Source organism: Actinomadura sp. NPDC048955 (assembly GCF_040649435.1).
Taxonomy (GTDB): Bacteria; Actinomycetota; Actinomycetes; order Streptosporangiales; family Streptosporangiaceae; genus Spirillospora; species Spirillospora luteofluorescens.
In genome coordinates this window covers 102,302-115,401 of record NZ_JBEZJI010000016.1, presented here as the reverse complement: position 1 = coordinate 115,401, position 13,100 = coordinate 102,302, and the positions used below count along the sequence as shown (strand labels likewise).

Here is a 13,100-nt window from a genome sequence, read left to right as displayed (position 1 = left end):
CCGATGACAGCGTGGGTGGAGGGAACGTCCCCCGGAGGCCTCGACGGTGTGAGGAGACGCCATGAGCCGGTGGGTCCTGGCCTATGACGGCTACGATCCCGCGACGGAGGGGCTGCGGGAGGCGCTGTGCACCCTCGGCAACGGCTACGTCGCCACCCGGGGCGCCGCTCCCGAGTCGCCGGCCGACGGCGTCCACTACCCCGGAACCTACGTCGCCGGCTGCTACGACCGGCTCCAGGCCGAGATCGGCGGGCTGCACGCCGACAACGCCGACCTCGTCAACATGCCGAACTGGCTGCCGCTGACCTTCCGCGCCGAGGACGGCGAGTGGTTCGATCCGGACGCCGCCCTCAGGGAGGACCGGCTCCTGTCCTACCGGCAGGAACTCGACCTGCGGCGCGGCGTCCTGACCCGGCTCGTCCGCGTGCGCGACCGGGCCGGGCGGACGTTCCGCCTGGCCCAGCGCCGGATCGTCTCCATGGACGACCCGCACCTGGCCGCGCTGGAGACCACGATCGTCGCCGAGGACTGGAGCGGCGCCCTACATATCCGGTCCGCGCTGGACGGACGGGTCGCCAACGCCGGCGTCGAGCGGTACCGCGGCCTGCCCGGAACCCACCTCACCCGCGAGGAGCCGCCGCCGCAGAGCGACCCGGAGCTGCTCCTGCTGCGCGCCTCGACCGTCTCATCGAAGATCGGCATCGGGGTCGCGGCCCGCACCCGCGTGTCCGTCCCCGCCAAGGCATCCCGGCTCACCGAGGCCGGCTGGGCCGCCCAGGACCTCACCGTCGACGCCGAGCGGGGCGCGCACGTCACGGTCGAGAAGGTGGCGGCGGTGTTCACCTCCCGCGACCGCGCCGTCGAGGAGGCCGGCGAGGCCGCGCTCGGGGCCGCGGCGGGGGCGGGCGGCTTCGACGCCCTGCTGGAGCGGCACACGCTGGCGTGGAACCGGCTGTGGCGGCGCTGCCAGCTGAGCGTGGATCACGTCGAGGTCCAGCGCGTCCTCAACCTGCACATCTTCCACCTGCTGCAGACCGTGTCGGAGCACATCGTGGACCTGGACGTCGGGGTCCCCGCACGCGGCCTGCACGGGGAGGCCTACCGCGGCCATGTCTTCTGGGACGAGGTGTTCATCCTCCCGTTCCTGACCATGCGGTTCCCCGAGATCGCCCGCGCGCTGCTGATGTACCGGTGGCGGCGGCTGCCCGCCGCCCGGCGCGCGGCGGCGGACGCCGGGCGCCGCGGCGCCATGTACCCGTGGCAGAGCGCCGCCGACGGCCGCGAGGAGACCCAGCTCGTCCACCTCAACCCGCGGTCGGGCCGGTGGCTGCCCGACCACACGCACCTGCAGCGCCACGTCGGCCTGACCATCGCGCTCAACGTCTGGCGCTTCTACGAGGCGACCGGCGACGCCGAGTTCCTCGCCGAGTACGGCGCGGAGATCATGCTGGAGGTCGCCCGGTTCTTCGCCGACCTGACGGTCTACGACCACTCCACCGACCGGTACGGGATCCGCGGCGTCATGGGCCCGGACGAGTACCACGACGCCTACCCGGGACGGGACCGGCCCGGCCTGGACGACAACGCCTACACCAACGTCCTCGCCGCCTGGCTGCTGGAGCGCGCGCTGGAGGCGCTCGCGGTCCTCCCCGAGGACCGCCGCGGGGAGCTGCGCGAGCGGCTCGCGCTGACCCGCGAGGAGATCACCCGCTTCGAGGACGTGGCGCGCAAGATGTACGTCCCGTTCCACTCCGGCGTGATCAGCCAGTTCGAGGGCTACGGCGACCTGGAGGAGCTCGACTGGGCCCGCTACCGGGAGCGCTACGGCGACATCCGCAGGCTGGACCGGATCCTGGAGGCCGAGGGCGACTCGCCGAACCGTTACAAGGCCTCGAAGCAGGCCGACGTGCTCATGCTCTTCTACGTGCTCTCGCCGGGCGAGCTGGACGCCGTCCTGCGGAACCTCGGATACAAGCACGGGCCCGAAATCGCCGCCCGGACCATCGCCTACTACCTGCCGCGCACCTGCGACGGGTCGACGCTGAGCTCGCTCGTCCACGCCTGGCTCCTCGCCTACACCGACGGGGACGAGGCCTGGGACGTCTTCCTCGACTCGCTGTTCACCGACATCACCGGCATCCAGCGCGGCACCATCGCCGAGGGGATCCACCTGGGGGCGATGGCCGGCACCGTCGACCTCGTCCAGCGGTGCCACGCCGGGGTCCGCACCCGGGGCGGCGCGCTGCGGCTGGAGCCGCGCCTGCCCTCGGCGATCGGCGAGCTGCGCCTCGGGCTGCGCTACCGCGGCCACTGGGGGATCGACCTGACCTGCCGCCAGGACCTGGTCCGCGTCGCGCTGCGCCCCGGCGCGGCCTCCCCCATCCGCATCTCCTACGGCGCCGAGGACATCGAGATCCAGCCCGGCGCGTCCTGGGAGAGTCCCCTGCTCGCCGGCAGGCCGCCGCCGGCCGGCGGCTGAGCCGGGCCGTTCGAAGGGCCCGGCCGGAAGGGGACGGACGGCGACCGGCGCGGTGACCTAGGGCCCCTCCCGCCCGCCGCGGGCGGCGCGGAGCATGGAGTCATGAGGGAGGAAGCCATGAGGAGCGCGGACGAGGCGGCGGGCCTCACGCGAGCGGAGTGCCTGCGCCTGATGGGCACCGCCGCCGTCGGCCGGATCGTCTTCACCCGGCAGGCGCTGCCCGCCGTGGCTCCGGTCGGTTTCGTCGTCGACGGCGAGGACGTCGTCATCCCGGTGTCGCGCGGTTCCGGGCTGGTCGCCGCGACCCGCGGCGCGATCGTGGCCTTCCAGGCCGACGACCTGGACGCCGCCGACCGCATCGGGTGGTCGGTCACCGTCGTCGGACGGGCGCGGGTCGTCCGCGATCCCGGGGACCGCGCCCGCGAGGCCCTCCGGCCCTGGACGGCGGGAACGGGCGCCGAGTTCATCCTGGTCTCCTGCGGGCGGATCAGCGGCCAACGCGTCGGGGTCGTCATGGCCGGCGACCGCGAGACCGCGGCCTGAACGGCCGGGGCGCACCGCTCGGACCGGCGCCCGCCCTCTCATCGCTGAAAGGCCCGGCGGCTGCCGGGCCTTTCGAATGCGGCGGTCATGTCCAGGCGACCATGTCCGGTGTCGCGCTCACGGTGCGGGGGCGGTCACGGCGGGAACGGCGGCGACCGGGCAGTGCGCGTGGTGCAGGAGGCCGTGCATCACCGCGCGGCTGCGCGGCACGGTCAGGCCCTCGCGGGGATGCGAGCCGGCGACCACCAGATCGACGTCGCGGGACGCGGCGACGAGCGCGGCGGCGGGGTTGTCCTGCACGAGGTCCTCCACGACCTCCACTCCCGGGAAGCTCTTGCGCATCGGCGCGTGCGCCTCGATGACGCGCCACCGGGCCCGCTCCTCGACGCGGCGGATGTCGAGGCCCGCTCCGGGCTCGTCCAGGGCCGCAGGGAACGGCCAGGCGTGCACGACGCGGAGCCTGGCCTCGCGTGCGGCGGCGGCCCGGAACGCGTACTCCAGAACGGCGGAGTCGTCGTCGCCGAGGCCGATGCCCACGGCGATCTCGCGGCGCTCGGCGGCCGGTTCGCCGCGCACCACCACGACGGGGCAGGCGGAGTGCCGGACCGCGCCCAGCCCGACCGAGCCGAGGACCAGGCCCGCGAACCCGCCGAGACCGCGGCTGCCCACCACCACCTCGAACGCCTCCTCGGAGTGCTCGGCCAGCGCCCGGACGGTGCGCGCGGACGCCAGCTCCAGGCTCACCGGCACCTCCGGCCGCCGGGCGTGCGCGACGCGTTCCGCGGCCATCAGCACCTCCTCGCCCTCCCGCCTCAGCGAGACCACCTCGCCGGGTGCGGTGTTGAGCGGGATGTCGAACCCCCACCGCTCCACCGCGTGCAGGATCTTCAGGGGGCGGCCGCGGCGGGCGGCCTCGTCGGCGGCCCAGGCGACGGCCCGCTCGGACGGGACGGAGCCGTCGGCTCCGACGATGATCGGATCGGACATGGTCAACTCCTCTTCGCTTCCCCCGGTGGACGTCCCGCCGGGGCGGCGCCGGTCACCTGTCGATGGGCACGACGACCACGGGGCAGTGCGCGTGGTGCAGGACCGCGTGGTTGACCCGGCCCAGCGCCATGCCGATCCGGCCCGTCCGGCGGGCGGCGCCCACCACCACCAGGGCGGCCGACCGCGACGCCTCGACGAGGGCCTGGCCCGCCGCCCGGTCGGAGACGAGCTGCTCCACCCGGACGTCCGGGTGGTGCTCGCGCAGGCCCGCCAGGGCCTCCGACAGCTCCAGGTCCTCCATCACCCGCCGGCGGGGGGACCCGAACTCCCCGCCCACGGCGTGCAGCGCCAGGATCCCGGCGCCGCGCGAGGCGGCCTCCTCGAAGGCCCAGCCGGCCATGGCGATCTCGCCGGGGCGGTCCTCGATCCCCACCACGATCCGTGCCGGGGCCTCGGCGGGGTAGGGCGCCTCGCGCGGCACCACCAGCACCGGGCACCGGGCGTGCGCGGCGGTGTACAGCCCGACCGACCCGAACAGCAGGCCCTCGAACCCGCCCATGCCGCGCGACCCCACGGCGACGAGCGCGGCGTGCTCGCTGCCCTCCACCAGCGCGCCGCCCGGGTCCGTCCGGACCAGCCGCGTCGCGACGTCGAGGTCGGGATTCACCTTCAGCGCGTACTGCCGCGCCTCGGCGAGCAGGTCCTCCCGCTCGGCGACCAGCCGGCGCAGCGCGTCCTTCGGGATCGCCCCGTCGTCCACCAGCGCGCGGGAGGCGTGCACCAGTTCCAGCGGCCTGCGGTGCCGGACGGCGTAGTCGGCGGCCCAGTCGAGGGCCCGCCAGGCGTGCGCGGAGCCGTCGACGCCCACGATGATCTGGGTCGGCATGGCCTCTCCTCGGTTCGGGTTCAGCGGGTCAGGACGACTTTGAGGGCGCCGGTGCGGCCGGCGTCGGCGAACACCTCGTAGGCCCTCGGGAACTCCTCCAGCGCGAAGTGGTGGGTGACGAACCGCCCGGCGTCGAGCTGGTGCCCGGCGACGAGCCTGAGCAGGGTGGGCGTGGAGAAGGTGTCCACCAGTCCCGTGGTGATGGTGATGTCCCGGATCCACTGCTCTTCCAGGTGCAGCGCGGCCGGGGCGCCGTGCACGCCGATGTTGGCGATCCGGCCGCCGGGGCGGGCCAGCGCGACCGTCAGCTCGAAGGCCTCGGGGACGCCGACGGCCTCGATGGCCACGTCGGCGCCGAGGCCGCCGGTCATGTCGCGCACCGCCGCCAGGGCGTCCTGCCGGGAGTTGTTGACGGTGGCGTCGGCGCCGAACTGCTTGGCCGCCTCCAGCCGGCTGTCGGCCAGGTCGATCGCGACGACGTGGCTCGGGCTGAACAGCCGCGCCCCCATGATCGCCGCGAGCCCGATCGGGCCGGCGCCCACCACCGCCACGACGTCGCCGGGACGGACGGCTCCGTTGAGCACGCCGACCTCGTAGCCGGTCGGCAGGATGTCGGCCAGCATCAGCACGTCCTGCGCGGGCACGCCGGACGGCAGCGGGTGCACCGAGGTGTCGGCGAACGGCACCCGGACGTACTCGGCCTGCGTCCCGTCGATCTTGTGGCCGAGGATCCAGCCGCCGCCGCCCAGGCACTGCCCGTACCGGGACTCGCGGCAGAACCGGCACGTGCCGCACGCGGTGATGCACGACACCAGCACCTGGTCGCCCGGCGCGACCGTCCGCACGCCGGAACCGACGGCCTCGACCGTGCCGACCGCCTCGTGCCCGAGGATCCGCCCTTCGGTCACCGCCGGGACGTCTCCCTTGAGGATGTGCAGGTCCGTGCCGCAGATGGTCACCGCGTCCACCCGCACCACCGCGTCGCCGTCCGCGACGATCTCGGGCTTGGGCACGTCCTCCCAGGACTTCCGGCCGGGTCCGTGGTACACCAGCGCCCGCATGGCGAGCCTCCCTCGTCGTCCTCAGGTTCGCTACCAGGGTCGAACGGGGGCGACGGCGGCGGCAGGGCCTAACGTCCCAGGGCGCGGGCCTAACGTCCCGGCGCGTCCGGCGCCGCGGGCACCGGTTCGGCACCGGGCTCGGCGCCGCCCATGTCCAGCCGGAACGGCGGGTAGCGGTCGGTCATCAGGAAGGCGTAGCCGGCCACCCGCAGGACCCACCGGTCCATCCCCATCACGAACGCGAAGACGCCCCGCAGGTAGCCCCCGGTGAACAGCAGCGCGATCGCGGCGATGAGCACCAGCAGCCCGACGACGCCCGGGGAGTTCCAGTTCTCCCCGCCCATGCCGCCGCCGGTGAACAGCGAGACCACCAGGTAGTGCGGGATCGCCAGCAGCCACCACTTCACCAGCACCAGCCCCCGCGACAGGCGCTCGGGGTAGTCGATCCGCAGCCGGGCCGGGTAGTCCGGGACGTCTCCGAGCGTGAACGGCGGGTACCGGTCGGTGCCCAGGGCGCCGTAGCCGTAGAACGCCACCCGCCACGCCCAGCGCAGCACCCCGACGTCGAACTCGAAGATCGGCCGCGGGTAGCGGCCGGTGACCAGGATCGCGAAGAACGCGACCACCGTGAGCACGGTGAAGGCGATCCCGAGGAAGAACAGCACGATGTAGTGCGGGATCAGCAGCAGCCACTTCACCAGCCACAGCCACCGCGACAGAGGCTCCTCCAGCCGTCCCTCCACGTGGACCGGCGTGTCTCGGCCGTCCATCTCGTCCTCCCTCAGCCGAGCGTCCGGCGACCTGATGGTCACCGGGCATGTCCTAGGACCACGGTCGGCTTTCGCGCCTCGGCGGCGTAGGGAGGAACGTCCGCGCCCCTCAGGGACCAAGGTCAGGGGTCCGCAGGCCCAGCTGCACCTTCCACATGGCCTCGGCCAGCGCGTGGAACTGGTAGAGCAGGCGCCGCAGGGCGGGCAGGTCTCCGGCGGACGCCGTCGCGGCGGCGTGCTCGGCGACGATCGTGAGCCGGTTGACGCGGCACGCCAGGAAGTGGGCGAGCGCCTCGCGGCGCACGCTCCCGGACAGGGTGTCGAGCAGGATCGCCTCGGCGGCGCGCAGCTCGGCCATGACCTCGGCGGTGGCGGCGCGCACGTCGACGCCCGTTCCGAGGCCGCTCCTCGCCACCAGCCTGAGCCTGCTCAGCGCGGGCAGGCAGCGCCGGTGGTGCCGGCGCAGCCGGTCCTCCAGGAGCGCCGGATCGGCCACACCCGTCCCAGTGCCGCTCATGTTCCCTCCCGTTCGTGGCGGCACGCCGGCCCCGTCGTGCCCAGCCGTGCGGCATGGCCGTCGCGCACATCGACGATCCCCGCCCCCGGCGAGGGACGGGTAGGGAGGGAGGTCCCGGTCCGGGGGACGAAGGTCCCGAACCGCCCGGCGCCTACGGGGTCAGCGGCACAGCGCGGCGATGAGGTCCGGAAAGTGCGGGAACTCCGCCCGCGCGGCGGCCACGATCTCGGCAGGCGAACGGCGGCCGGGGGCGTGGCGCTCGGCGATCGCGCGGAAGGCGTCGTTCGGCTCCTCGGGGGACTCGGGGTCCTCGAACGCCTCCCCGGGCCCGAGGCCGGCGGCGAACAGCCACAGCAGGTCGCCGAGATCGCGCGCGATCACGCCGCGGTCGCCCTCGGAACCGAGGTAGACCACGGGCTGGCCGGTGACCGGCGCGCCGGGCCGCACCAGCCAGAAACCGGCGTAGTCGCCCGCCCCGGTCGAGCCGAAGAACCGGAACACGCCGCCGTCCGCGTCCGGGTTGCCGGTCCAGAGGCGGAACCACCACGCCGTCTTCGCGGGGTCCTCGAAGTGGTCGTACATTTCGAAGTCGCAGCCGCGCGCCTCGTCGGTCTCGTCGTCCCATTCCCATTCGAAGCCGATCGCGGCCACCTCGGTGAGAGCGGCGGGCAGCGCGAGATCCTCAGGCATGTTCGTCACCCGGGCAGGCTAGGCGATCTTCACCCGTACCGGGGCGGCGGCCGCGGGTCAGCGCGAAGGCGGGGCCGCGCGGCCGGCCCGCACCCGGAACCGGTCCGGGGCCGGGCGCTCCCCCGACGCCGCCTCGGCGATGATGCGGCCGAGGAGCGGCGCGAACTTCGCGCCGTGCCCCGAGCACGGCGAGACGACCGTGATCCCGTCCGCGCCGTCGACCACGAAGTCCTCGGTGGGGGTGTTGGTGAACAGGCAGGTCGTCTCCGCGTACGGCTCGGGGACGACGCCGGGCAGGGCCCGCCGGACGTAGGCGACGATCCGTTCGCGGTTGGCCGGGTCGATCGCGCCGGTCTGCGCGGCCGCGCTCCGGATCGGCCGCCCGCCGTTGAACTCGGCCACCTTCTGGCCGCTCCGGCCGTCGGGGAGGTCTGCGTCACGGCCGCCGGGAAGGCCGTAGACCAGCGCGTCCGACTCTTTGTGGATGAACGTCGGCCAGGGTTCCTCCGGAGCGTCGCGATAGGGGAAGTGGTAGGCGTTCTCCTGCATCACCTGGAGCGGCGGGAACGCGGCCAGGAACGAGTCCGGCAGCGGGAGGCCGCCGAGCAGGTCGGGCAGCCAGCCACCGGCGGCGACGACGACCTTTTCGGCTTCCTCCGCCCGCCCGTCCGGGCCCACGATCCGGTGGCCGCCGCCCGCCCGCTCGACCGACGACACGGGACGGCCGGTCTCGACCCGGGCGCCCTCGGCCCGCGCCAGCCGCAGCATGGCCGCCACCGAGGCCTCCGCGTCGACCACGCCGGCGGCCGGATGCCACAGCACGTCGCCTTCCCCGAAGCGGAACCGCGGCCAGCGCGCGGCCGCCTCGGCGCCGGTCAGCAGCTCGTGATCGACGCCGACCTTCGCGAACACCTCGGCCAGGGCCGCCGGATCCCGGGCCGCTCCGGCGTCCAGGGAACCCGTGCGGGTGAACAGCCGCTCGCTGGACAGGCGCTCCAGCTCCCGCCATTCGCGCCGCGCGTCGACGACCATCTGGGCGTAGAAGGGGTCGGCGTAGCCGTACCGGAGGATCCGCGCGGATCCGTGGGAACTGCCTTCGGCGTTGGCCGGCGCGCGACGCTCCAGCACCGTCACCTCGTGCCCGCGCCTTGCCAGCTGCCAGGCGGTCGCGGCGCCCATGAGCCCGGCTCCGACGACGACGTACGTGCCCATCGCGATGCTTCCTTCCCACCCTGGACCAGGTTCATCACCGTAGGGCGGCGCGGTGGACGGCGGTAGGTTCCGGGCCGCGGGGACGGCCGGCGGTCCGCTTCTCCAGGCGGCTGCCGCGGGGCAGGGTGAGGGCCATGATGCTGCTGGGCGTGTCCAGCTCCATGCGGTGCCATCGTCCGCGCGGGATGATGGCGGCGGTTCCGGCCGTCAGCCTGATCTCCTCCTCCTGCAGGCCCGGCTCCTCGGGACGGAGGTAGAGGCGCAGCTTCCCGATGAGGCAGGACACGACCTCCTCGGCCTCGGGGTGGACCTCCCAGTGGTCGGCGTGGACGTCGGCGTCGGTCTTCGCGTGGAAGGCCGTCAGCCGCCATCCGTCGCGCTCGTCGTCGAGGGCGCGCGGGGCGGCCTCGATCCCGCCGCCTTGGCGGAGGTGGAGGAAGCAGGAGAAGAGATCGATCGGGGCGACGGTCATGCCGGGACGTCCTTTCTGGGGTGGGCTGCTCGGCGGCGAGGGTCTCGCCGGTCCGGTCAACCGGAAACGGTCAGCGGGTCGCGGTCGTCGATCTGCCCGGCCGGCGACGGCGGGGCGGTCCGGGGCAGCACGGTGAAGGCGACCAGGGCGGCGGCGGCCAGGAGCGCGGCGCCGAGGGTGAGGCCGAGCGCGTACCCGCTGTTGAGGGCCTGAGGAGTAGGGACGTCGCCGCTGCGGTGCTGCGCGGCGGTGCCGAGGGCGGCCAGCCCGAGGGAGGCGCCGATCTGGCGCGAGCTGTTGAGCAGCGCCGAGGCGGTGCCGGTCTCCCGCGCCGCGACCCCGGCGGTGGCGATGGACACGACCGGCGCCAGGCAGAGCCCGAAGCCCACGCTCGCGACGATCGAGGGCCCCAGCACGTCGGTGCCGAAGGCGCCGTCCGAACTGATCAGGCCGAACCAGGCGAACCCCGCCGCCGCCAGCAGCCCGCCGGCGACCAGCAGGGTCCGGGGGGCCAGCCGGTAGCCGAGCTTGACGGCCAGGAACGATCCGGCGACGACCCCCAGCGCGAACGGCAGGAACATGGTCCCGGTCAGCGCCGCTCCGTGCCCGAGCACGCGTTGCAGGTAGAGGGACATGAAGTAGAAGGACGAGGCCATCGCGGCGCCGACCAGGAGGTTGAAGGCGTTGGCGCCGGCGACCGAGCGGTTGGCGAACAGGCCGAGTCTGATCAGCGGGTCGCGGGCGGTGGTCCGCTCCAGGTGGAGGAACGCGGCCAGCAGCAGGGCGGCGACGGCCAGGGTCGTCAGGGTGACGGGCGAGGTCCACCCGTGCCGGTCCGTGCGCACGATCCCGAACACCAGCAGGCTCATGCCCGCGGTGGCCAGGACGGCGCCGAGGACGTCCGGGCGGCCGCCGCGGTCCGGGGGCGGTCCGGCGGCGACTCCGCGCCAGGCCAGTGCCAGCGCGCCGGCGGCCATCGGCACGTTCACCAGCATCACCCAGCGCCAGCCGGCGTACTCGGTGAGCACGCCGCCGATGAGGACGCCGAGCGCGCCTCCGGCGGCGTTCGTCGCGCTCCAGATCCCGAAGGCCCGGACCCGCGCCCGGCCCGAGGGGAACGTCGCGGTCAGCAGCGCCAGCGCGGCCGGTGCCAGCGCCGCCGCGCCGACGCCCTGGGCGGCGCGGGCGGCGACGAGATGGCCGGGTTCCTGAGCCAGGCCGCCGGCGAGGGAGGCCAGGCCGAACAGACCGAGCCCGAGCAGGAGGACGGGTTTGCGGCCGTACCGGTCGGCGGCCTTGCCGCCCAGCAGGAGCAGCCCCCCGAAGGAGAGCGCGTAGGCGTGGATCACCCAGGTCACGCCGACCGCGCCGAACCCGAGGCCGGAGGCGATCCGCGGGAGGCCCACGTTCACCACCGACAGGTCCAGCGACACCATGAACTGCACGACGGCCACCACCGCCAGTGTCATCCCGGGGCGGGCCCCGGCCTTCTCCTCGATCGTTTGCATGCCTGAAATGGTGATGTTCGAGCAGGTCAGCGCACATCGCTCGGGAGATGGCCTTTCGCGCTGACGCCCGCGGCGTACGATCAGTGGCACTACACCGCAGGATGTAGTGATTTCTCCGCCATGCCGCCGAGGAATCTCGGGGAAAACGGTCCTAATCTGCACGGATGAGCTCCATGAACCGGTGGCGGCCGCTCGCCCAGGACGGCCTGCTCGCCGTGGCGATGGCCCTCTTCCTGTCGGTCGTCGTGGCCATCACCCCGCACGCGGGCGCGCTCGACCTCGCCGCCGCCCTGGCCGGCTCGCTCGCGCTCGTCGCCTGGCGGCGGGCGCCCCTGGCGGCCCTGGTCGTCAGCGCGGGCTGCATGCTGGCGCTCGCCGCGCACGTCCGGCCGGGCCCGGCGGCCGCCTTCCCCGTCATCGTGGCCGTGTTCGCCGCGTTCAGGGCGGGCCACCGGCTCGCCACCGCGCTGGTGGGCGCGGCCTTCCTCGGCGCCGGCCTGATGGTGCGGCTGCCCAGCGCGGACGGCTCCCTGCGCGACCTGCAGAGCCTCTCGCTGCTGGTCGGATGGTTCGTGGCGGCCGGCGTGACGGCGACGGTGACCCGGCACCGGCAGGCCTACCTCGAGGAGGCCGAGCGGCGGGCCGCCGAGGCCGAGCGCACCCGCGAGGAGGCGGCCCTGCGCCGCGCCGGCGAGGAGCGCCTGCGCATCGCCAGGGAGCTGCACGACTCCCTCACGCACAGCATCTCGATCATCAAGGTCCAGGCGGGGGTGGCCGTCCACCTGGCGCGCAGACGCGGCGAGGACGTCCCGCCCGCCCTGCTGGCCATCCAGGAGGCCAGCGGCGACGCCATGCGCGAGCTGCGCGCCACGCTGGAGGTGCTGCGCGACGACGACCGCTCCGGCGGCGAGTCCCCCGCCAGCGGCCTCGACCGGCTCGACGACCTGGTGGAGCGGGCCCGCTCGATCGGGCTGCCGGCCACGGTGACGATCTCCGGTACGCGGTGCGACCTGCCCGCGGAAGTGGACCGTGCCGCGTACCGGATCGTCCAGGAGGCGCTCACCAACGTCTCCCGGCACGCGGGCGGCGCGGCCGCGGCGGTGCGGGTCGACTACGCGGGCGGTGAACTGGTCGTGCAGGTCGACGACGACGGCCAGGCCGACCCGGACGCGCCGCCCGTGCCCGGCACCGGCCTGCTCGGCATGCGCGAGCGCGTCACCGCGCTCGGCGGCCGGCTGCGGGCCGGGCCCCGGCCCGAAGGGGGCTTCACCGTGCGCGCCGAACTTCCCCTGGGGGAACCCTCGTGATCCGCGTACTGCTCGTGGACGACCAGGCGCTCATCCGCGGCGGCTTCCGGGCCCTGCTGGAGATCGAGGACGACATCGAGGTGGTGGCCGAGGCCGCGAACGGCGAGCTGGGCGTCGCGCTCGCCGCCGAGCACCGGCCCGACGTCGCGCTCGTCGACGTCCAGATGCCGGTGATGGACGGCATCGAGGCGACCCGGCTGATCGCGGCCGACCCCCGGCTGAGCGGCGTCCACGTCGTGATCCTCACCAACTACGGCCTCGACGAGTACGTCTTCAACGCGCTGCGCGCCGGCGCCTGCGGGTTCATGGTCAAGGACACCGAGCCCGAGGACCTGGTGCGGGGCGTGCGGGTCGCGGCCCGCGGCGACGCGCTGCTGTCCCCCGCGATCACCCGGCGCCTGATCGGCGAGTACGTCGCGCGCCGTCCCGACCCCGCCCCCGAGGGGCTCGACATGCTCACCAGGCGGGAGCGGGAGGTCCTCGTGCTGGTGGCCCGCGGCCTGTCCAACGACGAGATCGCCGCCCACATGGTGATCAGCCCGGCCACCGCGAAGACGCACGTCAGCAGGGTGCTGGCCAAGCTGCACGTCAGGGACCGCGCCCAGCTCGTCGTGTTCGCGTACGAGTCCGGCCTCGTCACTCCGCGGCGCGGCTGACCCCGCCCGGCG

General features: G+C 74.4%; 13 protein-coding genes. 4 read left to right on the top strand and 9 right to left on the bottom strand.

The window, feature by feature from the left end; translation table 11 throughout:
• Window positions 1-61: 61 nt before the first annotated feature.
• Both AB0C84_RS18105 and AB0C84_RS18100 read left to right on the top strand, forming a co-directional pair.
• Window positions 62-2,479, top strand: coding sequence for a glycosyl hydrolase family 65 protein (locus AB0C84_RS18105; protein WP_361067240.1), 2,418 nt, complete (start codon window positions 62-64; stop codon window positions 2,477-2,479).
• A 117-nt stretch (window positions 2,480-2,596) separates the two neighbouring features.
• The gene (locus tag AB0C84_RS18100) at window positions 2,597-3,022 is read left to right on the top strand and encodes a pyridoxamine 5'-phosphate oxidase family protein (protein WP_361067237.1); all 426 of its coding nucleotides are present in this window, start codon (window positions 2,597-2,599) and stop codon (window positions 3,020-3,022) included.
• Between the two features lie 117 nt (window positions 3,023-3,139).
• On the opposite strand, the gene AB0C84_RS18095 is transcribed toward AB0C84_RS18100, so the two are convergent.
• The 9 genes from AB0C84_RS18095 to AB0C84_RS18055 form a co-directional block, all read right to left on the bottom strand.
• Complete coding sequence (locus AB0C84_RS18095) at window positions 3,140-4,009, bottom strand: universal stress protein (RefSeq protein ID WP_361067234.1); 870 nt, start codon at window positions 4,007-4,009, stop codon at window positions 3,140-3,142.
• A 52-nt stretch (window positions 4,010-4,061) separates the two neighbouring features.
• Window positions 4,062-4,895, bottom strand: a complete 834-nt coding sequence (locus tag AB0C84_RS18090) for a universal stress protein (protein WP_258941620.1) — start codon at window positions 4,893-4,895, stop codon at window positions 4,062-4,064.
• A gap of 20 nt (window positions 4,896-4,915) precedes the next feature.
• Window positions 4,916-5,956, bottom strand: a complete 1,041-nt coding sequence (locus tag AB0C84_RS18085; protein WP_361067230.1) for a zinc-dependent alcohol dehydrogenase family protein — start codon at window positions 5,954-5,956, stop codon at window positions 4,916-4,918.
• An 89-nt stretch (window positions 5,957-6,045) separates the two neighbouring features.
• Window positions 6,046-6,726 carry a DUF4389 domain-containing protein gene (locus AB0C84_RS18080; RefSeq protein WP_361067227.1) on the bottom strand — a complete coding sequence of 227 codons (681 nt, stop codon included), beginning with the start codon at window positions 6,724-6,726 and terminating at the stop codon, window positions 6,046-6,048.
• Window positions 6,727-6,835: 109 nt separating this feature from the next.
• Complete coding sequence (locus tag AB0C84_RS18075; RefSeq protein ID WP_361067224.1) at window positions 6,836-7,243, bottom strand: hypothetical protein; 408 nt, start codon at window positions 7,241-7,243, stop codon at window positions 6,836-6,838.
• Between the two features lie 159 nt (window positions 7,244-7,402).
• Entirely contained in the window at window positions 7,403-7,933 is a 531-nt protein-coding gene (locus tag AB0C84_RS18070) for an SMI1/KNR4 family protein (RefSeq protein WP_361067340.1), read from the bottom strand.
• Window positions 7,934-7,990: 57 nt separating this feature from the next.
• The gene (locus AB0C84_RS18065) at window positions 7,991-9,145 is read right to left on the bottom strand and encodes an FAD-dependent oxidoreductase (protein WP_361067221.1); all 1,155 of its coding nucleotides are present in this window, start codon (window positions 9,143-9,145) and stop codon (window positions 7,991-7,993) included.
• Between the two features lie 34 nt (window positions 9,146-9,179).
• Window positions 9,180-9,617: a cupin gene (locus AB0C84_RS18060; protein WP_361067218.1), complete on the bottom strand. Its 438-nt coding sequence runs from the start codon at window positions 9,615-9,617 to the stop codon at window positions 9,180-9,182.
• 56 nt (window positions 9,618-9,673) lie between these two features.
• Window positions 9,674-11,125, bottom strand: coding sequence for an MFS transporter (locus AB0C84_RS18055; RefSeq protein WP_361067215.1), 1,452 nt, complete (start codon window positions 11,123-11,125; stop codon window positions 9,674-9,676).
• A 164-nt stretch (window positions 11,126-11,289) separates the two neighbouring features.
• Here AB0C84_RS18055 and AB0C84_RS18050 point away from each other — a divergent pair, with 164 nt between their 5' ends.
• A complete protein-coding gene (locus AB0C84_RS18050; protein WP_361067212.1) occupies window positions 11,290-12,432 on the top strand; it encodes a histidine kinase in 1,143 nt (380 codons plus the stop codon).
• Window positions 12,429-13,088, top strand: coding sequence for a response regulator transcription factor (locus AB0C84_RS18045; protein WP_258941612.1), 660 nt, complete (start codon window positions 12,429-12,431; stop codon window positions 13,086-13,088). Before AB0C84_RS18050 ends, AB0C84_RS18045 begins: the two co-directional genes overlap by 4 nt.
• The last annotated feature ends 12 nt before the right edge of the window (window positions 13,089-13,100 follow it).